Origin of the sequence: Paenarthrobacter sp. NPDC056912 (genome assembly GCF_042786555.1) — a bacterium.
GTDB lineage: Bacteria > Actinomycetota > Actinomycetes > Actinomycetales > Micrococcaceae > Arthrobacter.
On sequence record NZ_JBHUCD010000001.1, the window covers coordinates 106,666 to 131,692 of the forward strand.

The window sequence follows — 25,027 nt, forward strand, 5'->3', positions numbered from 1 at the left end:
GGTTGGCCCACAGTGGCTGACAGACTCATTCGCTGCTAGTTACTCAGGACAGACATCTTGCACCACACCCCTGCCCGAACCCGCTCCCGACCCCTTGCCGCGGGCATCCTCCTCGCCTGTGCCGCAACCCTGGCATTCTCCGCAGTCACTGCTCCCGGGGCCCACGCCGCACCCACGCAGGGATCCGCCCTCCAAACCTCCTCCAGTGTCTCGGCGATCGCCGGCCAGACCGAGCAGACGCTGGTTGTGCCGGTCACTGCCGGTCTGGAACCCACAAGGATAAAAGGGGCCATCACGGTGTCCGGGAAAACGGAAGGCACAGTCCGGGCAACCATCAACGGGCGCGTCATCCTCGAAGCCCCTGCGGCCGCCAGTATTCCCCTGGACGCGGCAGTCACGGGCGCGGACGTGGCGGGCCAGCAACTGACTGTAGGGCTGCAGTTCATCCCGCCAACCCAAACAATGTGCGTCGTCGCCGGCACGACGGCCACCCTGAACAACCTGGCAGTCGAGTTCAGCGGAACCGCCAAAGCACCCACCACCGTAGGCGAGTTCTTCCCGGCGGCCGTGCCCGCCGTCGTGCTCCCCGTCCCCGCTGATCCCGGCTCGGACGTTTCAGCAGCCATCATGGCCGCTGCCGCCGCCATGTCTCAGCGTTATCCCGACGCCACAGTCAGCGTGGTTCCGGAGACCGAACTGCCGGCGCGGGCGGCCACGCTTCCCGCCGGCAGCCGCGTCCTCAGCGTGGTCCAGGACCAAGGCGACACCAGCACCGCGCTCGCCACCGCAGCCGGACTACCGCAACTCATCGTCAGCGGCCACGACGAGCAACTCCGCACCGCAGCCAGGGCGCTGGCCAGCGACAAGACCGCGCTCGCCGTCACCTCGTCCGTCACCGGCCTGACCTCGTCCCTGCCTGCGGCACCCGGGCTGACGCAGAGCCTCAAAGACCTGGGCAACACCACCCTCAAGCTCTCGGGCTACGGCACCCCGGAATCGTTCGTCGGCGTCACCCAGTCGCAGTTCGGCGGCCCGGTTTCGTCGGTGAAGGTCCAGCTCAAGGGCACTCACACGGCCGTCCCCGAGAACGCCCAGGCCCAGCTTTCCGTCTTCTGGAACGACTACCTGCTCAGCTCCAAGAACCTCGACGGCGGCGACACCTTCACCGTTGACGCGGAAGTTCCAGCCGGCCAGCTTCAGGCAAGGAACGGCCTGCGGATCCGCCTGGCTGCACTCCCGGCCGGCGGCGACTGCTCCGGACCGGCCGGCGTCATGCCCATGGAAGTAACGCTGGACACCGCCGGCAGCACCATCTCGGCCGTTCGAGGCGGCTCCACCAAAGCCGGCTTCGCGCGCTTCCCCCAAGCATTGGGCCAGAGCCTGCCCGTTGCCTTCGGTGACGGCAATGCCCAGGCAAACACCGTGAACGCTGCCACGCTGGTTGCCTCCCTGCAGCACGACAGTGCAACGTTACTGGATACCCGACTGGTGGGCCTTGACTCGCTGGCTGTTTCCACTGACTCCGGGCTGGTGGTGGGTGCCACCACTGAAGTCGCCAACAAGCTTTCAGCTCCCCTTCGGTTGGCGGAGTTCCGTACTATCTCGCCGGACGCCGTCGAATACGGGGTGGGCACCTCGGCGCCGTACGGCGTGCTGGAGGCCTTCGAACAGGGCGGCCGGGACTTGCTGCTTCTCGGCGCCTGGGCCCCCGAAAGCGACACGGCCGCGGCCTCTGCTCTTCAGGCCTCGCTGGCCGCGCACGTCAGTGGTGCCGAGGGAGGGTGGGCGTCGCTGTCCCGGAACCTCTTGGTCACGCAGCCCTCCGGAACGCCAGTGCTGCTGGAAAGCAACACTGTGGTGCCGCAGAAGGCCGTGACAGACGACTACCGTCCTTACGCTTGGTGGATCGCCGCAGCCGTGGTGGCGCTGGGCCTCGCCTTCGGGTTGCGCACGTGGATCATGAGGCGGCGTGCCAAGGAAGCACAGACGTATGTGGATGCCGAGGAAATGGCGACAGAACCCGCAGATCAGGGTCATGGCAACTAGCGTCGCAACGCGCCACCGGGCCGTCCACCGTAGGTCGGCGCGGCCCGTGGCCCTTAGCCTCGTGAAACGTGGCTGGAAGAGCCTCGGCGCGCCGGTGGTTGGGCGGAAGGTTCCCGGCACCAGGATCGTTGCTGTTCTGGCCGCAGTGGTGGGATACATCGCTTGCCTGTACACGATCGGCCACGGCACCAACCTGGACTACTCCGACGCCCAAAGCCACCTGACCATTGCCCGCCGTATCTTCGACAGCAAGGCCCCCGGCTTCGAGCAGCTGGGCACGGTATGGCTGCCCATGCCGCACCTGCTGCTGGCGCCGTTCGTGCTCGACATGTGGTTGTTCAGCACCGGCTGGGCGGCCGGGTTGTTGGGCATCCTTGCGTTGTCCGCGACTGCCACCGGCCTCTACCTGATCGCAGCCCGCCTGGGGTTGGGCAGGGCCGGGCGCCTCGCCACCACGTTGGTGGTCCTGGCCAATCCCGCGGTGCTGTACGTGTACACCACGGCCCTCACCGAGCCGGTGCTCATCATGTGCATCGTGGGCGGAATGGCAGGACTGGCGCACTGGGCCACCAGTCGTCGTCGAATGAGCGCGGGGGAGTTGGCGGTCTTTGCGGGCATTCCGTCCGCTGCCGCTGTGCTCTCCCGCTACGAGGGCTGGGCCCTGGTGATGACCGGGACGTTGTTCGTGCTGATCGTCGCCAAGCGCCGCACCGGTGAATGGCGCGAAGCCTCGATCATGGCCGGTGGCTACGTGATGGTCCCGGCTGCAGCGGTGCTGTGGTGGATTTCCTACAACTGGGCCCTCTACGGCAACCCGCTGGAATTCATGTTCGGGCAATACTCCGCCTACGCGCAGCAGAAAAACATCACCGACGGCGGCCTCTTGCCTACCAAGGGAAACCTCGGGCTCACGCTGTCTACTTTCCATTGGTCGCTACTGGAGACCGCCGGCGCGGTGGTCCTCGCCCTGGCGGCTTGCGGCGCCGTCGTGCTGGTCTTCCGGCGAGGCTTCGCCAACACGACGTTGCTCGTAGCGGTGACCGGCAGCGCCTATGCGTTCGCGCTGCTGAGCCTGTTCCTGGGCCAAACCGCCATCAACAACGACCATTCGCTGCCCACGACGTGGTGGAACAACCGCTTCGCCCTGACCGCCCTGCCCCTGGTTGCCATTCTGGTGGCAGTATTCGTCCAGGAAATCACCCGGCCCGCGCGGCTCCGGCCTTGGCTGATCGGAACCCTGCTGGCGGCATTGCTGGTGCAAAACGCCTGGTGGAATGAAGACCCGACTGGCCGCCTCGCCGTGCTGGCCGAAGGACGGATGTCCGCCGAATCCACCACGAACTCCACCGCGGCCGCCCGCTGGCTCAATGAGCACTACCAGTCAGGCGGAATCCTGATGGACGAGAGCGCCCGCGGAAACGCAGTGCTCGCAGTCATGGGAATCCCGCTTAGGGAGATCTACAACCGTGCCTCCGGCGACTACTTCGACCCCGCGCTGGAAGACCCCGCAAAGTACGCCAAATGGGTGTTCGTCAACGTTGAAGCCGGAACGGGGGCAAAGGACTCCGGACCCACGGACCTCGTGTACCAGGCCATGGTGAAGAACCGTTCCTTCAACGTCCGCTATTCCTTGGCTTTCTCCACGCAAACCCACCGGATCTATGAAAGGTCCTCCGACTCATGACGCCCACCTCCCTGACTGCGGAACCGCAGCTGAACCGGCAGTCCATCGGCCAGACGCTTCTTGCCGCCGGACTGGTCACGCCCGAACAGCTCCAGCGCGCCTTGGACCGTGCCGCGAGCGAGGGCGGACTGCTGGGCCGGCACCTCATGCTGGAAGCCGGCCTGGACCGGCGTCGGATTTATGAGGTCCTGGCGCAGCATTGGGAAGCACCGCTGGTTGACCTGGTTGCCGAACCGGTGGACGACCGGCTGATGGAGCTGCTCGGTTACAGCGAGCTGGGAGAGCCTCGCTGGCTGCCATGGCGGATGGACGGCGACGTCCTGACTGTGGCTACGGCGGTGGCTCCGTCAGCGGCCATTGCGCATGAAGCCGCACTGACGTTCGGAGCCAGCGACGTCGTCTTCCGCACCACCACGGACTGGGACATCAACCAGTCCATCCAACGTTCCTTCCGCCGGCACCTCCTGTACGAATCCGCCGAACGCCTGGCCGAGGAGCGGCCGGGGGAGTCTGCCCGCACCGCCCTGACGCAGTGGCAGCGTTATCTTCCGGTGGTCCTGGTCCTGGGAATTGCGGCCGCCTTCGTGCTCTCACCGCTGACGGCGATCATTGTGCTGCTGGCCGCAGCAAACATCGTGTTCCTGGTGAGCATCGGCTTCAAAACGCTGGCCAGCCTCCGCCGTCCTTTCGACGCCCTGCATGAAGCCGGCGTGGCCAAGGCCCGGGACCGGGAACGTGCCCGCCGGGGTCTTCCGCCCTTGGCGACGGAACGGGTGCCCGACGCCGAGCTGCCGGTGTACACGATCCTGGTGCCGGTTTTCCGCGAGGCCAACATCATCGACAAGCTGCTGATCAACCTGGGGCAGCTGGACTATCCGCGCTCCAAGCTCGATGTCCTTGTCCTGTTGGAGGAGGACGACGCCGAGACCATTGCCGCGGCCAAGGCTTCCAGGCCGCCGGAGTACGTCCGCATCCTCATCGTCCCCAAGGGTGATCCGCAGACCAAGCCGAGGGCCTGTAACTACGGACTCACGTTCGCGCGGGGCGAGTACGTGGTCATTTACGACGCCGAGGACCGTCCTGACCCGGGCCAGCTCCGCGCCTCCATTGCCGCCTTCAAACAGGACGAATTCGAGCGGGAACACCTGAACCCCAACCGCAAACCACTCATCTGCGTCCAAGCGGCGCTGAACTATTTCAATGCGGACCAGAACGTGCTCACCCGTTTGTTCACCATCGAGTACACGCACTGGTTCGACTCGATGCTCCCGGGCCTGGACAATTCCGGCATTCCGCTGCCGTTGGGCGGTACGTCCAACCACTTCGTCACGTCCTTGCTGAAGGAAGTGGGTGCGTGGGACCCCTGGAACGTTACTGAGGACGCGGACCTGGGCCTCCGGGCTGCCGTGGACGGATACCGCGTAGGCGTCATCAACTCCACCACCTGGGAGGAAGCGTGCTCGCAGGTCCCGGCCTGGATCAAACAACGCACCCGGTGGATCAAGGGCTACATGGTGACCTCGGCGGTGAACACCAGGAACTCCCTGCGCTACATCAAGAGCACCGGCGTCGCGGGCACCATTGGCTTCCTTGGCCTCATCCTGGGAACCCCGTTGGCCTTCCTCGCCTACCCACTGGTGGTGGGATTCACGGTGGTGACGTACATCGGCTACGACATTGTTGGGCTGGTCCTGCCTCAGTGGCTGCTGGTGGGAGGCGTGGTGTCCATGCTGTTCGGCAACGCCATGATGATCTTCGTCTCCGGCGTGGCCACCATGCGCCGGCACGGATGGCGGATCGCCATCTTCGCCCTGCTTAACCCGTTCTATTGGGTGCTGCACTCGGTGGCCGCCTGGCGCGCCGCCTGGCAGATGGTGACGAGCCCCCACAAATGGGAGAAGACACCGCACGGCCTGGAAGCGGAATACCACGACGACGGCCCCTTGCCGATGTAGTTGAGTTGACGTTGCTTGCGCCGGGTAATGGCGGGGTGAACAGCTTCAGCTCAAGGTGCTGAATGATGACTGCGCGCGTTCGGTCATGACATCCCAGAGCTGCCAGGGTGCCATGCCTGCGAAATGTGAAAATTCCGTCAGCGTGATCATTCGGCCCAGCCAGACTGAGCCTGTTGCGGAATCCCGGAGCACCCAGGCGCCGTACTCCTTCCGTCCCAGGTCGAAACCCTTGGCTGTTTGATCTGGAGTAACGGGCGCGGAAGTTGGCACAAGCAAGGGGCTGCCGATACGCCGCCGATGTCGGTTGGCCATCCTGTACACAAGTACCAGTTCCATATCCCGCAGATTGGCACCGGCGAAAAAGATCCGTTCATCGCGGTCTCGCTCAGATTCCGACAGCACATACCAGCCGTTTTCCTGCCGCAACCAGAGCTTCACCTCGCCGCCGACGTTGTAGATGCACCATGGGTCGTCAGGAAAACTCTCCACGGTGTAGCCGGCCAAGGATGCGGCAGGGCCAAGCCGGTCCATCATTGATTGGATGTCAGGACTCATTCGCCAGTACCCCCATTTTCAGCAGGTCTTCGACACTGATCAGGGAGTCCTCTTCATCAAAAAAGAGGATTTGGGTAGCCCCGCCTTGCCTGCCGAACCATGGGGCAGCCGTCGAAGACTGAACCTTCCAGCCGGCCATTCCCTCAGGCCACTCGTCCGCCACCCGATAGCTGAAGTAGGGCAGCTCCAGTGCACTGACGGGAAGCGAGCGGGCTTCGAAACTCTGGGGCTTGGCGTCAATGAGGGGATAGAGACAAGAGCCGTCCTCATGCCCGATGCGGTCAAGGATGGCGCCGAACTCAGACCGGAAGACGCGCAAGTCTGTATGGTCTCTGTGGCTTCCTTCCACGGCATCGTTTGGTGGGTAGACATTCCACATGGCGGGGTATTCCCTTCGAATGCGAGGCTGTTCAGCGGTTTGATGGTGGTTGCGTAAAGAATGGAGGCTTGCCGTTTGGCGCCATGCAGGCCTCGTAGAGTTCCTCGGGGGAAAGGTTGACGTAGTGAGAGAACTTGATGAGTTCAGTATTCGAGGCATATCGGCGAATGTTGGAGAAAGGGCTGACGAGTTCGAACATGCTCGGTCCTCCTTTGATTTCATACCCCACGGCGACTTTGTCATTGGTGAGGGGTATGGGAACAACCAAGAGGCGCGAGAAGCCCTTCCATGGCCGTGCAATACTGCAGAAGTGATAAATAAGGTACTTCTCCATGTCAGCGAGTTCTGAAGTTATGAATTCATCTTGCAGGGGTAGGTTTCTTTCGCGGTTGGACAAGACCAGATTCTCACCCTCGATCTGAACCCTGTCTTCAATGCCTGCGTGATAAAAATGCCAGGCGCCTGCCCGCGAAGCTTCGCTGACCTCCACGTCCGCTTCAGCGGCGATGTGACTAATTCTGGAGACCATTTCCCTTAAAGACCCAACTGTGACATCCACTATGACAAGACTCCCATGCTGATTAGTTTATCAATTCTTTGAACGGTTCCCGATGTATCTCGAACCACCACTTGAAGGCCTCCACCTTTGCGGCCAAAAGCGGGAGCAATTCTGGAAACCTCGATCTTCCAGCCTTCTGCCCTAGATGGCCATTCCTTGGCCCAGCGGTATTCGGCATATGTTTGATTGAGGGCATTAACAGGCAGGGACCTTTCTTCGAAGGATGCTGCCTTGCCATTCTCCATGATGCCTAAGTATTTTCCGGATTCGTCACCAATTCGATCAAGCTTGTCGCCGTATTCACGGATAAAATCCTTCAGGCTGATGTAGTCCGTTCGAGTGCCTCTGACTGCACCAGCGTTCGGTGGATAGTCATCCCGGTACTTTCCGCTTTCCGTCAAGAGCGTGTAGCGCCTGTCGTAGTCTCCTTTAGTCATTGGCTCCCCGCGGCCCCCGTCGAATCGCCCCCAAGGAGCATTCGGATCCGAGACAGTTTCCATGGTTCTTCGGTTGAGATCGGTCGCCTCGGGATAGGCCGAGTGCTCGGCATGCCCCGTTGTGGGTTTTCCGTACAACTGATCGCGAGGTGTCGGCGGATCGTCCGGATGAGGGGTCGGCCCCTGCTCTGGATGGTCGAGGGAGGCGGGAGCGTGTTCGACAACGTTGACCGACTCGGTGCTGGCTGTTTCCGCCGGTGGGGTTTTCCGGATTTCTTCGCTCCACAGGCCTTGGGGGCGGGTCTCCGGGGCGGGGGCGATGCTGCTGGGCGCGGTCTTGTGGTGTTCGTTGAGCCAGCCGGTGATCGGTCCGGATCCGGGAGGGCTGGGAGCCGCGTGGGCCGGAGCCCCTGCGGTGGCGGGGTTCGGTGCGTAGTCCTGGAGGGACTTGCCGATGGCCGCGAGGTGGGCGTCTATCTTGGCGATGGCGGCGTCAAGGTTCGTCATCCACGCCGTGGCCTTGGCCGGTGCGATGAGTGTGTTGACTTTCGCGGCGGTGTCGCCAAGCGTGGTGGCGGTTTTGCCGGTGGCGGTCAGGGCAGTCCCGGCTTCCGACAGAACGGGCATTGTTGCCGGGGTGTTCCGGAGTTTGGCGGCGAGGGCCGCGATCCGGGCATCGACGGCGGGGACGCCACCGGTAGTCATCGAAGCGACATCGAACAGGGTTTGGCCGCCCGCCCGCCAAGGGTCTGTACCCCATTCGTCATAATGGACGGTGTCCTTGACCGCGGCGGCTGTGGTCAGGATCGCTTCGATGTCCGGTCCGGTCATGTTCGTAAAACCGCGGGCGATGACGGCCGTGGTGGTCAACACTGCCTGCCCTAACGCTCCGGTACCCTGCCAAGCCTGGGTTTGTTGGTTCTTGTCGGTGGTCCCGGCCAGGGTGTAAAGCCCTTCGACGGCACCGACAGCGGCAGTCGCGAATCCTTGCACCGCGGAAAGGCGTCCTTCGGGACGGATGGATACCGTCCGGCCCCAGGGCAGGTCCGGGATGGTCGCGTCCGTGCCGAGGTAGTGCTGGAGGACGGTGAAGCCGTTGGAGACCGGGTCGGTGGAAGTGAACTTGTCCCGCCGAGGGATGTGCGCGCTGGTGTAGGGGCCCCCGCCGACCAGGGCACTGAGGTCGTTCGCGCATTGGGTGTCGGAGTCCAAGATGGCCTGGGCCAGGGCACTGGCCTTGTCCACGGCGGCTTGGTGATCACCGACGATGCTGTTCTTGGATTGCCAGTCGTCATTGGCCAGGATGATCGCATCCAGCGCCTGGACCTCGGCCCGTAGCCACGTGATCCGGTGTTTGATGTCCCTGGCCCGGTCCGCGTACGCGTTCAGGACCCTGGCCGCGCGGGCCGTGAGGTCCTGGACCTGTTCGGATCGGGCCAGGACCGGGGCGAACGCGCCCAGCACCTGGTCCGATTCCTGTGTCCGGTACGCCGTTTCCAGCCCTGACCAGTTCCTGGCTGCGTCCTGCACGCCGTGATGAAACTCCGCCCCGGCCCCGGCCATGTCCCTCACACGGGCGTCCAACTCGTCCGGATCGGGCAACGGAGGCAAAGCATCGACGTTGATCCCCGACCCGCCAGAAGCGGAAGGGATGCACACGTCACTAAAGGACCCGCCCAACACAACGCCTTCCCGGCCATCAGGCCCCCACTCGGTGATCGTTCTTCCGAACAGGAGCCTTCCGTCAAAAAGCGCGTCTAGGTGGTGAAAAGAAGTCCCTAGGTGGTGGCACCCCTTGAAAACACGCGGTTTTGAATCCGGGCCAAGGTGCTAAAAACACGAAAAATAGGTGGCGCAAAAAACGTCTAGGTGGTGAATCCCTCAATGGCCGGACGATCTTGAGCCAATCTTGAGGAAACACAGCAGCGAGGTTGAGCGAGCAGCATCACACTGAACTCAAAGGCCGGACGACCAGCTGAGGGGGTTGGACATGGTGCTCGATCCGTTTTCCGTAAGGGTTGCCCTGGGCGTGGTCACAGTGACCCTATTTGTCCTGTTCTGCGCATCCTTCCACCGCACGCGGTCACCCTACGCCGGATGGTGGAGCATGGCCCTGCTCGAGTTCATGTTGGGCAACGCTGCGTTCCTTCTCAACGGTTCCGCGCACCAACAGTGGGCCAACCCGCTGGGCAACGTTTTGGTAGTGGCTGGAGCGTTCAGCGTCTGGGCAGGAGCATTGACGCTTCGGGACCGGAAGGCAGCTCCCTGGCAGCTCGCCATAGCGCCCGGCATCACGGCTGTCGCCTCTGTCCTGGACAGTCCGGCGAGCAACGTCTGGTCTGGCGGCTTCGTGTACTTGGCCATGATGACCACCGGCATTGCCCTGGCCGCCTGGGACCTCTGGTTCATCAAGCCCACCCACTCGCAGGTCCACAAGGCGTTGTCCCTGGCTGCCGGACTCCTGGCCACCTACTATCTTGGCCGCTGGGCAGTCTATGCACTGGAAGGTCCGGCAAGCGAGACCTTCCGGACGTACTTTGGTCCGGCGCCGTCGGGGTTGGTCTCCATGGTGCTGCTGGTTACGGTGTCGTTCAGCATGACGGCCCTCACCAGCGACCAACTCATCAAGGGCCTCCGGGAACGCGCCACCCGTGATCACCTGACGGGTCTCCTCAACCGGGGAGCGTTCCTGGACCTGGCCACCACTGAATTGAACCGCCTGCACTCCACCGGGTCGGGGGCAGCGATAGTGCTGGCGGACCTGGACCATTTCAAAGCCGTCAATGACCAGCACGGCCACGGCGCCGGCGACGTCGCCTTGAAAGCATTCGCCGCGGCTTGCGCAGCGTCGGTCAGGTCCACTGACCTGATTGGACGCTACGGAGGGGAAGAGTTCGTTCTTTTCCTGCCCGGCGCCACCCAGGAACGGGCAGAAGACATCGCTGCCGAAATCAGTCGCCGGATGGCGGCCATGACCGAGCCCGAAGGCGTCTCGTTCCCCACCATCAGCTACGGCGTAACGTCCAGCATCCCTGCTGCCGCCGACCTCACTTTCATGATCGAGGTAGCTGATGCGGCGCTGTACAGCGCCAAAGCGCAAGGAAGAAACCGGATTGTAGGAGCAGACCGCCTGGAGGCGGCCACTATCGCGGATGAGGCACGATCATGACCCTTAATGAGCTCACCACCAGGATCCAGGTTCAGCACAACCAGGAGCTGTCCGCGTTCAGGCAGGACATCACCAGCCCGCCGTACCAAGCAGGGACCCACACATCGCTGAACGCGGACCGCCGTTCGGTCAGGATGGGGCCCGTCCAATCCGTTGAGGACGGCAATGCGAACCTGACTATCGTGGCCGACGTCGAAGGCCTCGCCTGGTTCACGGCGGACAAGGGCCTCCTGGGCAGCTGCATCACGGTATCCATCGCAGGCCACCGCAGGAATACCGGTACCCGCGTCCACCTCCCGTTGGCCGAATGCGATGCGTGGATCGAAGCGATCCTCGGCGGATCGTGGATCACCCACGTATACCGGGCCGGGAACAAGGTGGAACCGGACGGCAGGCTGGACATCGCTTCCTACCGGCTCTTCCTCGACGAGCGCCGCAACCCCGTCTCCAAACCGCAGGCTGTAGCGGACACCAGCTTGCGTCGCTTGGAAGAGTCGTGACCGGCCAAAAGCCCGGCAGCTCAATTCCAGCAGGGATCCACCCCCGGATAGACAAACTGGAGCGGCACATCGACGCACTGATGCTGGAGCTCCATCAAGCACGCTATGAGCAACGCCGGGATGCCATGACCGATGCCCTCACAGGGCTGGGCAACCGTTTGGCTCTGGTGAACGCCTTTATTGAAGCGCAGGATGCCGCCGCTCTGGGAGCTGCGCCGCCTGCGCTGCTTCTCCTTAACCTGGACGGCTTCAAAGCACTCAAGAATTCCGCCGGCCATGCGGCGGCGGACCAGATCCTGGTCACCGTTGCGATGCGCATAACGTCGGCAGTCCGGGAGAACGACGTCGTCACTCGCCTCGGCGGCGACGAATTCGCCGTGCTGTTGCCCGCCACCCCGCAAACCCGGGCCACCGCCGTCGGGAACCGCATCCTGGCGGCGCTGGAACCGAACATCGACCTCGGGAACAACAGCGTCCGGTGCGGAGCAAGCATGGGCTTGCGCCTTGCAGAGCGGCACCACAGTGCCGAGGACCTTCTCCAAGAGGCTGACATGGCCATGGAAGAGTCCAAGAGTGAAGGCCGGAACAAGCTCAAAGTGTTCGACCCCGCCACCTTGCACGCCCGCCAGCTGCAGCGCCAGATCGTGGGGGAACTCCGCGAAGCCATCCGCTCAGACCAGCTGGTCCTTTTCTACCAACCCATTGTGGAGCTGGCCACCGGGAGGATCGAAGGCAGCGAAGCGTTGGTCCGCTGGAAACACCCGGTACATGGCCTCATCATGCCGGACCACTTCATTCCCGTCGCCGAGGCCACGGGGCTGATCGCCGAGCTGGGCCGGTGGGTCCTCCGGACCGCCGTGGGTCAATTGCGCCGGTGGCGGGATGACCATGTTGTTCCCCAGGAAGATTTTTCGATGCGGATCAACGTCTCCGCAGCCGACCTCCAGAGCCTGGAGTTCGTTGATGACGTCGGAGAGGCCCTTGCGGACGCCGGGCTTCCTCCGGAGTCGCTGGTCCTGGAGCTGACCGAGAGCGCCATCATCCACAACAACGAGCTTGACCGGTACACCTTGGCGAGCCTGCACAGGCTGGGAGTCGGACTAGAGATCGACGACTTTGGCGCCGGCTACTCGTCCATGGGATACCTCAGGAAGTTGCCCGTCGACCGGGTGAAAGTGGACAGGCAGTTCGTGCGGGACCTGGGGTCTGATCCGCTGCAGCTGGGTTTCCTGGCAGCCATCCAGCAGGTTATTCGCTCGTGCGGACTGGAGGGCATCTGGGAGGGAATCGAGACCGCTGAACAAGCGGAGGCCTTGCGGAGCATCGGCTGCGCCAGTGGTCAGGGGTATTTCTTCGGGCGGCCCGTGCCCGGGGCGGAATTCACGGAGCTGCTGTCCCTGCGACAGGCTTGGCCGGTTTAAGCAGGAACGCGGTTTAAGCAGGAACGCGGGGCCACTTGCGTGACCCCGCGTCCTTTTAGCTGTTCCTAGCCGAAGTACTTCGGCAAGGTTGCCTCGTGTGCTTCACCGAGGGCGTCCAGGGAGAGCTCGTCCACGCCGTTGATCTCCAGCTTTCCGCCGGCAGCGTCTACAACGCCGATCCGGAGGTGCGCGAAGCCGCGGGCGGTGCACATGTCCTTGAAGCGGACTTCCTCGGAGCGGGGTACGGACACGATTGCGCGGGCCTGGGACTCGGAGAACAGGGCCGTGAACAGGTCCACGCCGTCGCGCTCCATGAGTTCCTCGAGGGCGATGCGGGCACCGACTCCGTAGCGCAGCGAGGATTCAACCAAAGCAGCCGCGAGGCCACCTTCGGAGAGGTCGTGTGCTGCGTCAACCATGCCGTCGCGGGAAGCGTTGATCAGGATTTCACCCAAGGCGCGCTCGGCCGCGAGGTCAACCTTCGGCGGCAAGCCACCGAGGTGTCCCCGGAGGTTCGACCATTCCGAGCCGTCCAGCTCTGCGGCAGTGGTGCCCAGCAGGTAGATGGCCTGGCCGTCCTCGCGCCAGCCCGACGGCGTGCGGCGGGCGACGTCGTCGAGCTTGCCCAGGACTGCCACCACGGGGGAGGGGTGGATCGGCGTCGTGCCCGTCTGGTTGTACAGCGAAACGTTGCCGCCGGTCACCGGAATGCCCAACTCCATGCAGGCGTCCGAGAGGCCACGGATGGCCTCTGCGAGCTGCCACATGACATCCGGGTCCTCGGGGGAACCGAAGTTCAGGCAGTCGCTGACGGCCATCGGAACAGCGCCGGAGGTGGCGACGTTGCGGTAAGCCTCGGCCAGAGCCAGCTGTGCGCCCTCGTAAGGCGCCAAGTAGGTGTAGCGGCCATTGGCGTCCGTGGCCAGGGCAACGCCCAGGCCGGTTTCCTCGTCAACGCGGACCACGCCGGCGTCGTCGGGGAAGGCCATTGCAGTGTTGCCGCCAACGTAGCGGTCGTACTGCTTGGTGATCCAGGACTTGCTGCACATGTTCGGTGATGCCACCAGTTCGGTGACGGCTGCAGCCAGCTCCGACGGACCGGACGGACGGCCCGCGTCTTCAACAGATCCGGTGAAGGAGTTGGCCTGAACCGAGTCCTGCCATTCCGGGCGGGCGAACGGACGGTCGTAGACCGGGCCGTCGTGCGCAACGGTGCGGGGATCGACGTCGACGATTACGTCGCCTTCCCACGTGATGATGAGGCGACCGGTGTCGGTGACCTCGCCCAGCCAGGAGTACTCCACAGCCCATTTGTCCATCACGGCTTCGAAGGCTTCGATGTTCTCCGGAGTGACCACGGCCATCATGCGTTCCTGCGACTCGGACATGAGGATCTCGCCCGGGGTCAGCGTGGGGTCGCGGAGGAGGACGGAGGTCAGTTCGACCTCCATGCCGCCGTCGCCGTTGGAGGCGAGCTCGGACGTGGCACAGGAAATACCTGCGGCGCCAAGGTCCTGGATGCCTTCAACCAGGGAGCCCTTGAAGAGCTCGAGGCAGCATTCGATGAGGACCTTCTCAGCGAAGGGGTCGCCCACTTGGACGGCCGGACGCTTGGACGGCTTGGTGTCGTCGAAGGACTCGGAGGCGAGCACCGAAGCGCCGCCGATGCCATCGCCGCCGGTGCGGGCACCGAACAGCACAACCTTGTTGCCCTTGCCGGATGCGTTGGCCAGGCGGATGTCCTCGTGGCGCATGACGCCCACTGCCAGGGCGTTAACCAGCGGGTTGCCCTGGTAGACGGAGTCGAACACCATTTCGCCGCCGATGTTCGGCAGACCCAGGCAGTTGCCGTAGCCGCCGATGCCGGCGACAGCACCGTGCATGACGCGGGCGGTGTCCGGGTGGTCGATTGCGCCGAAGCGCAGCGGGTCCATCACGGCAACCGGGCGTGCGCCCATGGAGATGATGTCGCGGACGATGCCTCCGATGCCGGTAGCGGCACCCTGGTACGGCTCAACGAACGACGGCGAGTTGTGGGACTCGATCTTGAACGTCACGGCCCAGCCGTCGCCCAGGTTGGTGACGCCGGCGTTCTCGCCGATGCCAACCAGCATGTCCTTCTTCATTTCCTCGGTGACCTTCTCGCCGAACTGGCGGAGGTGGTTCTTGGAGGACTTGTAGGAGCAGTGCTCGCTCCACATGACGGAGTACATCGCCAGCTCGGCACCGGTGGGGCGGCGGCCCAGGACCTTGACGATCTCGTCGAATTCGTTCTGCTTCAAGCCCAGCTCGGCCCACGGGAGTTCCGTGTCCGGGGTCTTCGCGGCGTGCTCAACGGTGTCGATGTTGAACTTCTTGGTGGTTTCCGTGGTCACTTGTCGCCTCCCACAATCTTGGTCAAAACGGAGGTGAAGAAGCCCAGGCCGTCGGTGTCGCGGGGAGCGCCATCGAGGGACTCGGGACCGAAGCCGGTCTCCACAGCGTGCTCGGGGTGCGGCATGAGGCCCACCACGTTGCCGGCTGCGTTGGAGATGCCGGCGATGTCGCGGCGGGAGCCGTTCGGGTTGAAGCCCACGTAGCGGAACACCACGCGGCCCTCAGCCTCAAGGGCATCCAGGGTCTTCTCGTCCGCGATGTACTGGCCGTCCTGGTTCTTCAGCGGCACAACGATTTCCTGGCCGTCCGTGTAGTCCAGGGTCCACGCAGTGTTGGCGTTCTCCACGCGCAGGACCTGGTCCCGGCAGATGAACTTCAGGTGGTCGTTCTTGATCATGGAACCGGGCAGCAGGTGCGACTCTGTGAGGATCTGGAAGCCGTTGCAAATACCCAGCACGGGGAGCTTTGCCTCGGAGTTCGCAGCATCGATGATCTTGGACATCAGCGGTGCGAAGCGCGAGATGGCGCCTGCGCGGAGGTAGTCGCCGTAGGAGAAACCGCCGGGGATGATGACTGCGTCAACATCACCCAGTTCGGAGTCTGCGTGCCAAAGCGGCACCGCCGTGGCGCCTGCGAGCCGCACTGCACGGGCGGCGTCGCGGTCGTCAAGGGTGCCGGGGAAGGTCACGACGCCGATCTTGGCACCGGCGAGCTTGGGCTCGGCGGCGACGGCGATAGCCTCGCCAATCAGGGGGAGTGAAGTCATGTCAGGCCTCGACGACCTCGACGTTGACGACGTCCTCGATCACCGGGTTGGACAACAGGGTCTCGGCGGCTTCGCGGGCCTGGGCCAGGATAGCGTCGGTCACCTCGCCGTCGACGGTCAGTTCGAAACGCTTGCCCTGGCGGACTGCGCTGAAGCTGGTGAAGCCGAGGCGGGGCAGTGCACCCACGATGGCCTTCCCCTGGGGGTCCAGAATCTCGGGCTTGGGCATGACGTCAACGACGATCCGGGGCATCCGGTAACTCCTGTGCGTGAGTTGGGGTGAACCTTAAATAAGGCTGCCGCGGAGGATGCCGTCTCACGCCGTTCGACCGCATTCAAACAGTGTTTAGTACAGAGTTTTCTAACAGCGTGGGGGGCGCTCCGCGAGCTTGCACACCCATTCTACCGGGAGCGGCGCACATACCCTATTCAGCCGGATTCCGCGAGGACACCCCGCCGTGACGGCGGAAAGTGAACCAATTTGAAGGGTCCGCGGGGGCGCTCGGTGGGCCCTGACGGCGGCACCCGGTGATGCCCGACGGCGGCACTGGCCGTGCGTGGCGGGCGTCACTAGGATTGCGGCATGGCTGAGAAACCGAAGTCGATGGTGCTGGGCGTTGTGGCTGCTGCCGTTTTTGCCGGATTGGGCCGGATGGTCATCCAAAAGATCTTGTCCGACCGTGCAGCAAGGGACCATCACGTGACCGTCCCGTTGGATGAGGAAACCCGGGCGCGAATCAGCGACGCCCTCCGCAGGCCCAGCAAATAGCCTCCGTATTAGCGCACGTACAAATGCGCTATTCAACCGGGTTAAACCGCGCCATTCCGGCGTAGTTTGGGTAGTACACGCGGGGTTCAACCGCAGTACTATTCAGGATCCAACCAGGAGGAACAATGACCGAACATGTTGCCGAAGTATCCGCCTGCAGCGTTGGCACTTGCGGATTCAACCACAACGGATGTACGGCCTTTGGAATCACGATCGGTGGCAGCCAGGACCACGCTTCCTGCGCGACGTTCATTGATACCAATGCCATGGGTGGCCTTCCCAAGGTCCTCGCCCACGTTGGCGCTTGCCAGCGGACCGAGTGCGTCCACAACAGCAACCTTATGTGCGAGGCGCCCGCCGTCAAGGTCGGCCCCGGCCGTGAAGCCGCTGACTGCCTGACGTACGAGCACGCCTGATCTGTCTGCGAAAAGCGGGCCTGACCTCCTCCGAGGACAGGCCCGCTTTTTCGTGTGGGCCTAGTTCATGGCAGGCGTGGTCTTGTAGTCCGTCGCGGACGTTCGGGACGTGCAGACCGGCACCCCGACGGCGTATCTCATCGGCAAAAGCGGCGTGTTTGGAGTGGATCGCTCGAGCCGGTCCAAAGTCGTGATGACGAGGGTGTCCCCCTCAATAAGGGCGTCGAGTGCTGGATCGAACTGTGGTCGCGACCCGCGTGCTCCTGAGACGCCTTGGTCGATGTAGAGGGTCATCGCGTCGAACGCCGGCGGCTGGTAGTGGCGTGTCCGAATTCCGGCTTCCCTGGCTACCCGGCGGCGATGGTCCGGCCTAGGCGCTGCAACTGATCCCGTACGTCGTCGAGCGGTTTCATGTCGCGCTGGGCACGGGCGAGTACGACGGCTCCTTCCGTGGTCGCGACAAGCATCAGAACCTCGGAGTCAGAGGTCACCGTGACGCCCAACACCGAGCACCCGGTGGAGAAATCGGACCGCTCGAGAACCTTGCGCCACTCAACGTCGGAGCTTGCCATGCCCATGATTGATGTTACGCACCTGCGGGAACCTTTTCCGACACCGGGCGCCTCGCCCAAGACCTGGCTCAGGCGGTCATGGCAAATTGCGTTCGCGTTCAAGTGCAAACTAACGCCGGGGCGCTGGACAGACATAAGCAGGACGCCGTCGTTCGCAAACTCACGGAAAGCTCCTGAGAGGGCCTATAACGCAAATGTCCCCGAGATCGCTTCGTTCACAGGGAAGGCGTGGGCCACAAGTGTGGTCCTGACGATACACCCGCGTGACCGAGGGCGATCTGCTGGATTATCCAGGCGCGTTCCGGCGTACGGCCGCGCCCTCCACCTTGACCACTACGGACCGGCCACCGGACACTGTGTAGCTGCGGACGGTGTCGTCGGCTTGTCCAGGGCTTTTTGGGGAGGCAGGAGCGCGTCGACGGGCAGGTACACTTCCAGTGGGCCGTCGCTGCCCTGGTTGATTTCCCCATGGAAGATCCCGAAGGGGTCCGCGGTGACCTTCAGGGCATTTGCGGCTGCGTGCCGGTGAACGGTGAGCAGGTAGTGGTCAAGGACCTTCCCGCCGCGGACAGGTCGGACGGGGCGTTCGATAGATCGAGAGAACCGACGCAGCCAGAGCCGGGCTTTGTACCGGCCCTGGCTGGCTGGGACCCCGACAGTGAGGCACCTCGTGGGCCCGGACAGCGTCAGGCTGGACGGCACGTTGAAGAATCTGGACGAATTGCTCGCTGCCTGAAGGTCCTGGAGGCACGACGCTCAGACCGGGAAAGTCTGTCAGCAGTACCGGTAAGGCCCACAGCGGACCTTCCGCAGCCACCACTACGTGGAGCCCCGCTCGTGGTGCGCGCCCCAGCAGCTGTGACAGCAGAACTGTCAGCGACCAAAATTCCTCTTGTTTGTATCCCACGATGACCAGGAATGGCCGGCGGGGGCGCCCCGACGGTTCCACGCTTGGGGCCGGCTCTTTTCCGTTGGTGTTATCCCGGAGCCAAGCTCTTGCATCGAAAGTGTCCTCATGCTCAATGAGTTCTGCTGCTTCCGCAGCGGCCCACGCCTGAAGCACCTCACGGAGGGCGCTGCAACCCCGTCTGCCCATACTCACGGACAGTACCGTGGTGTTCGAACTGGGTGCGATCAGCCCTCCGGGATAGTCGGCCACGTTTATCCTCCTTTAGTTTCTGGGTTATCGGCTCTCATGGAAGGGGGCTCGAATGCCCGATGCATCGTCATTTCGGCAGTTGAGGTGGAGGTGCCCACTGTGTCGGTGAGCGGCGCGGTGAGTAGCTTCCGGTGGCCAAGGCATAGTGACGTATTTGTCGACCAGCCCCTTGCCAACCTACCCACCTGCGCCCGAGTCGCCTGAGGCGCACTCGTCTCAGAGATCCAGCACGAGCCTGTCGCATCGGGCACGCGAGACGCAGATCATCATCTTCTTGCCTTGGTCGCGCTCTTCGGACATCAGGACGGCGTCGCGATGCTCCGGCTCACCTTCGATAACCCCTGTCTCGCAGCTACCGCACGTGCCCTCCTCGCAGGAGTAGAGCACATCGACATCCTTTTCTCGGAGCACCTCAAGGATTGAGCGGTCGGGGGGAATGTGGAATAGGGCTCCCGTTGACTGAATCATCACTTGGAAGGTTGTGTTCGGTGCGTCCACGTCGTTGGCCTGGAAGCGCTCTAGGCGGAGGTCGATCGGGCAATCGGCCCCGCGTACCCGCGACTCTAGCTCACTGAGCAGAGGCTCTGGGCCGCAGCAGTAGAGCGCGCCGACGTCTTTCGCCCTGGAGACAATGTCTGCAAGGTCCAGTCGCCCGAACACGTCTTTAGGTGCGATGACGACGGCGTCGGCGACGTCGTGGAGCTCCTCCACGTACGCCATGCTCCGTCGTGTCCGGCCGCCGTAGAACACGGTCGATCTCGCTCCTCTGGATTGAGCGGCGAGCAGCATGGGCAGGATCGGAGTGATTCCGATTCCCCCGGCGACAAAGAGGTACTCGTCAGCGTCCTGTAGCTCGAAGTTGTTGCGAGGCCCACGTATGGCCAGCAACTGCCCTTCCTGGAGAGAGTCATGCAACTCACGGGAGCCGCCCCGTCCCTCGGCGACCCGGAGGACCGCTATGCGGTACTCGTTCGGATCAGCCGGGTCGCCGCAAAGGGAGTACTGCCGCACCAGGCCTGACGGGAGTACGACGTCGATGTGCGCACCGGCCGTCCATCGGGGAAGTGGCTTCCCGTCGGGGTGGACTAGGCGGGCAACGACGATGTCCTCGGCCGGCCATTCGATTCGATCAACCAGAACTTCGATGGTCGGCTGTTCAGGCAACGCTATCGATCCCCTCGACCCTGCCGAGGTAGCGTCTCAGCAGCATTCCGGCTGCATCCGGAACCTTGATGTGGAGTTCTTCGCGAAGATCGACAGGTATCTGCTCTGGGCGGACGCTTTGTACGACCGCCTTGTCTTGCGCAAGGACCATCTCGATGAAGTCGCTCAGCCCTTGGTCGGCCGAGGGATCCAGGTCGAAGTTACGGGTGCAGGTGATGAACAAGTCAGAGGTTGTGGCGGACGTTGGGCTAGCGAGGAGCGAGATGCATGTCCAGCGCCCGTCCGGGGCAACCCGCTGAAGATGGGCCGTGAGCGGCATCCGGTAGTGATAATTCAGCTCGAGCACCTCGCCTTCGCCCGCGGTGGGGTCAGCGGGTTCCTTCTGCAGGTAGACGAAGGAATAGCCGTAGTCGTCTCGGCTGATCTCGTGGTCGCGCACCAAGGGGTCCTCTCGAACTCCCAGGACATCCTCATGAATGAATGGGAAGTGAGAGACGTCGAGGAAGTTCTCGACCGCGCGGCCGGCTCCGACGTCCCAAGGGTAGTGGCCGACTACGTGCCCGCGCACCCCCGGGGCGTCGAACTCACACCCCTGGGGCCAGTCCGGGAACGGCGCCAGAGGATCGCTCATCGCGACCCAGACAAGCCCGGCGTGTTCCCGGACCTGGTAGTTAATGGCGTGCGCCTTCGAGGGGATCGGGCGACCCTCGGGAAGGGCAGGGATGCGTGCGCATTTACCGGTCCGGTCGTACTGCCAGCCATGGTAGGCGCATTCGATGTTTCCGTCGACGACGTTTCCGACGGACAATGCGGCGCCGCGGTGGATGCACAGGTCCCGCATTACGACGGCATCGCCGTCGACTCGGTAGGCAACCAGATGCTCGCCAAGAAGGGTGAAACGTTGAGGCTTTTCGTTCACCTCCATCGAGGTGGCGATTGGATGCCAGTAGGCGCGGTAGGCAGCGATGTCGGTCATAACACTCCTTCGTGTTTGGGAGCTAAAGCTCCTGGGGCTCCGTCAAATTATTGGGGGGCTTTGACGGTCGACATCGTCCATCTCATGGACGGTGTCTGGTTGGTGGGATAGCTGATCCGGATTCTCAGCTGAAGAATGTTTTGATCGCGGCGGCCACTGATTCCGGGTTCTCCAAAGTGGGGAAGTGGGTCTTTCCGGGGATGTGGATGGGTGTGAACCAAGGATTCTGTGCAGAGAAATCCTCCTGGAACTTCTTGTATTCGGGGTCCAGCGGCTGGGAATAGATGTGAGCCACTTCCAGACCGCCTTGGACAGCTGCCATCCGTTCCAAGGGGCTTCCCCACAGGTCGTAGCTCTTGCGAATCTCTCGACAGGCGCGGATCCACATGTCTTCTCCGAACCACGTCATTTCGCGCTGGACGTGATCAATGACATCGACAGAATCGGTACCTTCGGTCCATTCATCGAACATGCTCTGCCGCGCCGCGGCAGCGGTCTCGGGAGAAGCTCCTTGTTCGATCTGCTGGTGGAAACCATCAAAGGGTTTCATCAGCCAGTCGATCACCACTGCCTGGCCGAAGCGATCAGATCCCAATCGGTCCTGGACGCCAATATTGACCCAGCACCCGTGGGAGGTGGAAGCGATGCGGACATTCTCCAGCTCAAGATGCTCGATGAAACCCAGGGGGTCCTGGATGAGCTCCTCAGCCGTGAAGTCGCCGGGGGTGCCAGGATTCCCGCCGTGTCCCCGAAAGTTCAAACGCAACACTCTGAAGTGGTCCCTCAGGTGTGGTTCCAGGAGCCGGAAGAGTCGGTGGTCTTGAGCCCATCCATGAATCAGGATGAGCGGTGGTGCGGCGGGATCGCCAGATTCGACGTATTCGATGGGCGAATCGTCGAGGAGCATGGTCTTGAGTTGCACGATGACCTCATTCGGAGAGGACCCCAGGCATGGGGGTTTGTTGATTGGATGCGACGAGCGTCACAACGAGTCTATGGACCACACAGAGCATGTCAATAGCCTGCTATGTAAATTTTTCCGACCCCTTGGTATGTATAGCTTGGTATGTAATACTTCTCGGCGTGGGCCATCTCACATGTTCCAGCCGGTCTCCGATCATCGGTTTTGGTGCCGACTGATCACTCACCCCAAGGAATTTTTCGCTGAAGTATCTGATCGAGGAGGAAAAATGCACGCAGCTCAAGGACATGCAGAAATTGCCGGCGGAGGGATCGGCGGGCTGACTGCGGCAGCAGCACTGGCCCGGCGCGGATGGACGGTACGTCTTCATGAAGCCAATACATCCATCAGGGCCTTCGGTGCCGGAATCTATCTCTGGGACAACGGACTGGCAGTCCTTAGGGAGTTGGGCGTCGAAGAAATGGTCACAACTGGAGCTCACTACGGGACGAGTATTCAAAGCCGGGACGGTAACGGACACTTGATTGGACAGGTTCCAATCAACTCAAGCGGCTCCGTCCGCGTGCTAACAGTGCTGCGGGAGAGGTTGATATCCGCATTGCATCACGCCGCGGTTGAATCGGGCGTTGAAATAGTCACCGGATCGGTTGCTGTGGCGGCTGAACCCGAAGGGGTCCTCCGTCTGGCTAATGGCACAACAGCAAAGGCGGACCTGATTATCGCTGCCGATGGCGTGGGATCGCAGGTGCGCGAAAGCCTTGGCCTGCTCCGTCGTCGACAGGCCCTGGGGCAGCGGTGTGCCCGGCTCCTGCTACCGCGCACAGACGGCGACGTTCCCCGTGAGATCGAAGATGACTATATCGAGTACATGTCAGGCCAGCGGTTCCTCTTGTACACCCCAAGCAGCACAGAAGATCTCTACATTGCGCTGGTCTGTTCCGCATCAGACATGCAGGCCATGGGGGGATATTTGCCGCAGGACGAATGGTCCCGCTCGTTCCCTGGTATCGAGTCCCTCATCCGAAGGTTGGGGCCCATCCCGCGTTGGGACGACTTCGAATGGGTAGAACTATCAAAATGGTCGTCAGGGCGGGTGGCCATCATCGGAGACGCCGCTCATGCGCAACCACCGTACTTGGGTCAAGGAGGAGGCTGCGCCATGATGTCGGCCTTGGGCTTGGCCCATGCAGTCTCTGAGTCCGGGCGCTCGATTGAGTCCGCTCTTGAGCTTTGGGAAGCCACGGAGCGTCCGGTCATTGAGCACACACAGCGGTTCTCGGTACGTGTCAGCGAACTCAACGACGTCCCTGACGATGCGCGCAGAGAGATCCTTGGTGTCGCCGGCAGGCTGCCGCGCATCGGCAAATCCCGCGAGCGGGCAGCGACCACGATCCCCTCCGGAGTGAACGCGCCCGTGGCGGTGGGCGAGCCGGCGTAAGGCAAGCAAATGGCAAGGAAGCGTGCGGAGACCCCCAACGCTGTACCCTGCTACTTGGGTGAGATCTGCGACTCTACGATTTGAACGAACTGCTGCAAAACCGAGACCACCTGCTCGCGAGATTCTGGCGGAAACCGAAGAAGTGAATCCTCTTGAAGGTCTCGCAAAATACGCCGCTTCACCTCCCACATTTCAACTCCATGACCTGTCAACTCCACTAGGGTGACTCGGTCATCGTGGTCAGCTGGACGCCTGATCACGATGCCGCGCGCCTCAAGTGAATTCAGCATCCGGGTCACGGTCGGCTGCGCGATTCCGGCATGGCGCGCGATCTCGCCTACCGGAAGGGCGCCACGCTGAGCTACGGAATCCAAGACTGCCACCTGGGCCTCCGTCAGCGTCTCACCTTCGCCCAGTCGACCGACCCGGCTGCGTCCCTGACGCAGGACGCGATATACGTCATTGCACGCACGAATCCAGTCGTCTAGCAGTTCGGGTGGGACGTCGTGCCTGCTCATGTTCGCGGTCCTTTGAGATGAAATATCTTTAGTTAATATTAGTCGGAGACGCAAGGCTCATCAAATCCCATAAATGGCCTCCCGCGGGAGAGGTTCAAATTCAGCTTACGTAGCGGTTGCCTGATAGGGCCAAATAGATAAGAAAACGACCACTTCAAAACCTATGTGCTTGCATAGAGGTTCACCAGAGCGTTGCGTTTGTTGGTTGAGGGGAATGCAACTGAGGTGGGTAATTCTTGGAAGGGGTCCATTCTTTGTCTTTGCCCGCATGAGAGGGCTTCCAATGGGCTGCTGAATTCCGTGGCAGCATTTCAGCGACGCCACTGCGCCTGGTGTTTATTCCGCCTCGACAACTGCGTCATGAGCAGAGACCTTAGCCGCTCTGTTCATCCACTGCACTGCCCTTGGCCAGTACGCATGCTCAGGCCGCAGAACGAACATGTGGTCACCCCCCTGGACTTCCATTAGTTCAACCTCGTCACCCGCACTTGCGGCCCTGGAGGCATATGCTCTGCTATGGCTCACGGGAACTCGGGCATCATCAGTGCCATGGACTATCAACTGAGGGGCGCCGATTGGTGTCTGTTCCAGCGGAGAAGCTTCTTCGAAGTCTTTCTTCAGCTGTCCGGCCCTTTTGAGAAAGGCCCTCGTGGCGTCTTCACCCAGTCCCTCGACAGCGCACCGGGCAAGGTCCGTTATGGGCGCCAAAGCCACAACGGCAGCCAGCCGTGCAGTCTTGGCCGCGAGCAAGGCGAGGTGTCCCCCTGCGGAGTGTCCGACCACAGTGATGGAGGATGGCTCGACCTTCAGGGGGCCGGAAGTCAGGCATCGAACGGCGGCCAGGACGTCATCCAACGTCTCTGGCCAGCCTCCGTCATCTCCGTCGATTCTTCTGTATTCCACGTTCCAAACCAGGTGCCCCTGTTTACGCAGATCGGAAGCAAGTCCGTCCATCAGGTGCAGGTCGTGTTGAGCCCGCCACCAGCCTCCATGGAGCAGTACGACCGCGCTGTCGCGTGACCAGTTATCGGGAATCCAAGCCTCCACAAATTGGGAAGGATGTTCTCCATAGCGCTCAATTTCCATTGTCATCACCGCACCCCGTAAAGGCTGCCGACGGACAATGTGCCAAAGCGCATACAAACGTGAGCCGGGCTGGCGATTAACTCGTTTTGTGTGGGGGAGAATGCCAGTTGTTCAATGAGGCTCATAGGTACGGAGGTGGTGCATGTTTCATTATGTAGAG

The 25,027-nt window shown here is 62.5% G+C and carries 23 protein-coding genes and 1 pseudogene; 9 read left to right on the forward strand and 15 right to left on the reverse strand.

Annotation, left to right across the window (positions count from 1 at the left end):
• Window positions 1-57: 57 nt before the first annotated feature.
• The 3 genes from ACFRJ9_RS00555 to ACFRJ9_RS00565 are packed head-to-tail and all read left to right on the forward strand — an operon-like array spanning window position 58 to window position 5,685.
• Window positions 58-2,046 (forward strand): cellulose biosynthesis cyclic di-GMP-binding regulatory protein BcsB, encoded by a 1,989-nt coding sequence (locus tag ACFRJ9_RS00555; protein WP_377663282.1) that lies wholly within the window; start codon window positions 58-60, stop codon window positions 2,044-2,046.
• Window positions 2,036-3,730, forward strand: a complete 1,695-nt coding sequence (locus tag ACFRJ9_RS00560) for an ArnT family glycosyltransferase (protein WP_377663283.1) — start codon at window positions 2,036-2,038, stop codon at window positions 3,728-3,730. Before ACFRJ9_RS00555 ends, ACFRJ9_RS00560 begins: the two co-directional genes overlap by 11 nt.
• Entirely contained in the window at window positions 3,727-5,685 is a 1,959-nt protein-coding gene (locus ACFRJ9_RS00565; protein ID WP_377663284.1) for a glycosyltransferase family 2 protein, read from the forward strand. Before ACFRJ9_RS00560 ends, ACFRJ9_RS00565 begins: the two co-directional genes overlap by 4 nt.
• A gap of 45 nt (window positions 5,686-5,730) precedes the next feature.
• Here the strand turns inward: ACFRJ9_RS00565 and ACFRJ9_RS00570 are convergent, their stop codons facing one another.
• The 4 genes from ACFRJ9_RS00570 to ACFRJ9_RS00585 all read right to left on the reverse strand — a co-directional run bounded on the left by ACFRJ9_RS00570 (window position 5,731) and on the right by ACFRJ9_RS00585 (window position 9,274).
• A complete protein-coding gene (locus ACFRJ9_RS00570) occupies window positions 5,731-6,240 on the reverse strand; it encodes an Imm61 family immunity protein (protein WP_377663286.1) in 510 nt (169 codons plus the stop codon).
• Entirely contained in the window at window positions 6,230-6,559 is a 330-nt protein-coding gene (locus ACFRJ9_RS00575; protein WP_377663288.1) for a TNT domain-containing protein, read from the reverse strand. The genes ACFRJ9_RS00570 and ACFRJ9_RS00575 overlap by 11 nt, the downstream gene beginning before the upstream one ends.
• 91 nt (window positions 6,560-6,650) lie before the next feature.
• On the reverse strand, window positions 6,651-7,178 hold the full coding sequence (locus ACFRJ9_RS00580) for an Imm61 family immunity protein (RefSeq protein ID WP_377663291.1): 528 nt from the start codon (window positions 7,176-7,178) through the stop codon (window positions 6,651-6,653).
• Window positions 7,178-9,274, reverse strand: a complete 2,097-nt coding sequence (locus ACFRJ9_RS00585) for a TNT domain-containing protein (RefSeq protein WP_377663294.1) — start codon at window positions 9,272-9,274, stop codon at window positions 7,178-7,180. The genes ACFRJ9_RS00580 and ACFRJ9_RS00585 overlap by 1 nt, the downstream gene beginning before the upstream one ends.
• Before the next feature lie 331 nt (window positions 9,275-9,605).
• On the opposite strand from ACFRJ9_RS00585, the gene ACFRJ9_RS00590 reads away from it, so the two are divergent.
• The 3 genes from ACFRJ9_RS00590 to ACFRJ9_RS00600 are packed head-to-tail and all read left to right on the forward strand — an operon-like array spanning window position 9,606 to window position 12,705.
• Complete coding sequence (locus tag ACFRJ9_RS00590) at window positions 9,606-10,784, forward strand: GGDEF domain-containing protein (RefSeq protein WP_377663297.1); 1,179 nt, start codon at window positions 9,606-9,608, stop codon at window positions 10,782-10,784.
• Entirely contained in the window at window positions 10,781-11,284 is a 504-nt protein-coding gene (locus tag ACFRJ9_RS00595) for a hypothetical protein (protein ID WP_377663299.1), read from the forward strand. The genes ACFRJ9_RS00590 and ACFRJ9_RS00595 overlap by 4 nt, the downstream gene beginning before the upstream one ends.
• A complete protein-coding gene (locus ACFRJ9_RS00600; protein ID WP_377663301.1) occupies window positions 11,281-12,705 on the forward strand; it encodes a putative bifunctional diguanylate cyclase/phosphodiesterase in 1,425 nt (474 codons plus the stop codon). The genes ACFRJ9_RS00595 and ACFRJ9_RS00600 overlap by 4 nt, the downstream gene beginning before the upstream one ends.
• A 65-nt stretch (window positions 12,706-12,770) precedes the next feature.
• Here ACFRJ9_RS00600 and purL read toward each other — a convergent pair whose 3' ends face one another.
• Genes purL through purS form a run of 3 tightly spaced genes read right to left on the reverse strand, consistent with a single transcriptional unit; the run spans window position 12,771 to window position 16,100 of the window.
• Window positions 12,771-15,080 carry a phosphoribosylformylglycinamidine synthase subunit PurL gene (purL, locus tag ACFRJ9_RS00605; protein ID WP_377663303.1) on the reverse strand — a complete coding sequence of 770 codons (2,310 nt, stop codon included), beginning with the start codon at window positions 15,078-15,080 and terminating at the stop codon, window positions 12,771-12,773.
• A complete protein-coding gene (purQ, locus tag ACFRJ9_RS00610) occupies window positions 15,077-15,847 on the reverse strand; it encodes a phosphoribosylformylglycinamidine synthase subunit PurQ (protein WP_377663305.1) in 771 nt (256 codons plus the stop codon). Before purQ ends, purL begins: the two co-directional genes overlap by 4 nt.
• 1 nt (window position 15,848) lies before the next feature.
• On the reverse strand, window positions 15,849-16,100 hold the full coding sequence (gene purS, locus ACFRJ9_RS00615) for a phosphoribosylformylglycinamidine synthase subunit PurS (RefSeq protein ID WP_028265707.1): 252 nt from the start codon (window positions 16,098-16,100) through the stop codon (window positions 15,849-15,851).
• A gap of 330 nt (window positions 16,101-16,430) precedes the next feature.
• Here purS and ACFRJ9_RS00620 point away from each other — a divergent pair, with 330 nt between their 5' ends.
• Together ACFRJ9_RS00620 and ACFRJ9_RS00625 are read left to right on the forward strand one after the other, a co-directional pair.
• The gene (locus ACFRJ9_RS00620) at window positions 16,431-16,616 is read left to right on the forward strand and encodes a hypothetical protein (protein WP_377663308.1); all 186 of its coding nucleotides are present in this window, start codon (window positions 16,431-16,433) and stop codon (window positions 16,614-16,616) included.
• A 125-nt stretch (window positions 16,617-16,741) separates the two neighbouring features.
• Entirely contained in the window at window positions 16,742-17,032 is a 291-nt protein-coding gene (locus tag ACFRJ9_RS00625) for a DUF1540 domain-containing protein (protein WP_377663310.1), read from the forward strand.
• Between the two features lie 73 nt (window positions 17,033-17,105).
• On the opposite strand, the pseudogene ACFRJ9_RS00630 reads toward ACFRJ9_RS00625, so the two are convergent.
• From ACFRJ9_RS00630 to ACFRJ9_RS00655, 6 genes and pseudogenes are all read right to left on the reverse strand, one after another.
• Window positions 17,106-17,351: pseudogene (locus ACFRJ9_RS00630) on the reverse strand (recombinase family protein); the annotation flags it as partial.
• Window positions 17,352-17,379: 28 nt separating this feature from the next.
• A complete protein-coding gene (locus ACFRJ9_RS00635) occupies window positions 17,380-17,610 on the reverse strand; it encodes a hypothetical protein (protein WP_377663312.1) in 231 nt (76 codons plus the stop codon).
• 327 nt (window positions 17,611-17,937) lie between these two features.
• Window positions 17,938-18,306 carry a hypothetical protein gene (locus tag ACFRJ9_RS00640; protein ID WP_377663314.1) on the reverse strand — a complete coding sequence of 123 codons (369 nt, stop codon included), beginning with the start codon at window positions 18,304-18,306 and terminating at the stop codon, window positions 17,938-17,940.
• Window positions 18,307-18,979: 673 nt separating this feature from the next.
• On the reverse strand, window positions 18,980-19,927 hold the full coding sequence (locus tag ACFRJ9_RS00645) for a PDR/VanB family oxidoreductase (RefSeq protein WP_377663316.1): 948 nt from the start codon (window positions 19,925-19,927) through the stop codon (window positions 18,980-18,982).
• On the reverse strand, window positions 19,920-20,903 hold the full coding sequence (locus ACFRJ9_RS00650; RefSeq protein WP_377663318.1) for a Rieske 2Fe-2S domain-containing protein: 984 nt from the start codon (window positions 20,901-20,903) through the stop codon (window positions 19,920-19,922). Before ACFRJ9_RS00650 ends, ACFRJ9_RS00645 begins: the two co-directional genes overlap by 8 nt.
• A gap of 124 nt (window positions 20,904-21,027) precedes the next feature.
• A complete protein-coding gene (locus ACFRJ9_RS00655; RefSeq protein WP_377663320.1) occupies window positions 21,028-21,825 on the reverse strand; it encodes an alpha/beta fold hydrolase in 798 nt (265 codons plus the stop codon).
• A 268-nt stretch (window positions 21,826-22,093) separates the two neighbouring features.
• Between ACFRJ9_RS00655 and ACFRJ9_RS00660 the strand changes: the two genes are divergently transcribed.
• Window positions 22,094-23,263 carry an FAD-dependent oxidoreductase gene (locus tag ACFRJ9_RS00660; protein ID WP_377663322.1) on the forward strand — a complete coding sequence of 390 codons (1,170 nt, stop codon included), beginning with the start codon at window positions 22,094-22,096 and terminating at the stop codon, window positions 23,261-23,263.
• A gap of 50 nt (window positions 23,264-23,313) precedes the next feature.
• Here the strand turns inward: ACFRJ9_RS00660 and ACFRJ9_RS00665 are convergent, their stop codons facing one another.
• Together ACFRJ9_RS00665 and ACFRJ9_RS00670 are read right to left on the reverse strand one after the other, a co-directional pair.
• Window positions 23,314-23,781: a MarR family winged helix-turn-helix transcriptional regulator gene (locus ACFRJ9_RS00665; RefSeq protein ID WP_377663324.1), complete on the reverse strand. Its 468-nt coding sequence runs from the start codon at window positions 23,779-23,781 to the stop codon at window positions 23,314-23,316.
• Window positions 23,782-24,117: 336 nt separating this feature from the next.
• A complete protein-coding gene (locus ACFRJ9_RS00670) occupies window positions 24,118-24,873 on the reverse strand; it encodes an alpha/beta hydrolase family protein (protein ID WP_377663327.1) in 756 nt (251 codons plus the stop codon).
• Window positions 24,874-25,027 lie beyond the last annotated feature (154 nt).

Excerpts from the sequence above, each read along its gene's own strand:
- ACFRJ9_RS00590 (WP_377663297.1), top strand. The coding sequence starts at position 9,606 with ATGGTGCTCGATCCGTTTTCCGTAAGGGTTGCCCTGGGCGTGGTCACA.
- ACFRJ9_RS00620 (WP_377663308.1), top strand. The coding sequence starts at position 16,431 with ATGGCTGAGAAACCGAAGTCGATGGTGCTGGGCGTTGTGGCTGCTGCC.
- ACFRJ9_RS00565 (WP_377663284.1), top strand. The coding sequence starts at position 3,727 with ATGACGCCCACCTCCCTGACTGCGGAACCGCAGCTGAACCGGCAGTCC.
- ACFRJ9_RS00625 (WP_377663310.1), top strand. The coding sequence starts at position 16,742 with ATGACCGAACATGTTGCCGAAGTATCCGCCTGCAGCGTTGGCACTTGC.
- ACFRJ9_RS00665 (WP_377663324.1), bottom strand. The coding sequence starts at position 23,781 with ATGAGCAGGCACGACGTCCCACCCGAACTGCTAGACGACTGGATTCGT.
- ACFRJ9_RS00570 (WP_377663286.1), bottom strand. The coding sequence starts at position 6,240 with ATGAGTCCTGACATCCAATCAATGATGGACCGGCTTGGCCCTGCCGCA.
- ACFRJ9_RS00660 (WP_377663322.1), top strand. The coding sequence starts at position 22,094 with ATGCACGCAGCTCAAGGACATGCAGAAATTGCCGGCGGAGGGATCGGC.
- purS (WP_028265707.1), bottom strand. The coding sequence starts at position 16,100 with ATGCCCCGGATCGTCGTTGACGTCATGCCCAAGCCCGAGATTCTGGAC.
- ACFRJ9_RS00595 (WP_377663299.1), top strand. The coding sequence starts at position 10,781 with ATGACCCTTAATGAGCTCACCACCAGGATCCAGGTTCAGCACAACCAG.
- ACFRJ9_RS00560 (WP_377663283.1), top strand. The coding sequence starts at position 2,036 with ATGGCAACTAGCGTCGCAACGCGCCACCGGGCCGTCCACCGTAGGTCG.
- purQ (WP_377663305.1), bottom strand. The coding sequence starts at position 15,847 with ATGACTTCACTCCCCCTGATTGGCGAGGCTATCGCCGTCGCCGCCGAG.
- ACFRJ9_RS00635 (WP_377663312.1), bottom strand. The coding sequence starts at position 17,610 with ATGGGCATGGCAAGCTCCGACGTTGAGTGGCGCAAGGTTCTCGAGCGG.
- ACFRJ9_RS00650 (WP_377663318.1), bottom strand. The coding sequence starts at position 20,903 with ATGACCGACATCGCTGCCTACCGCGCCTACTGGCATCCAATCGCCACC.
- ACFRJ9_RS00670 (WP_377663327.1), bottom strand. The coding sequence starts at position 24,873 with ATGACAATGGAAATTGAGCGCTATGGAGAACATCCTTCCCAATTTGTG.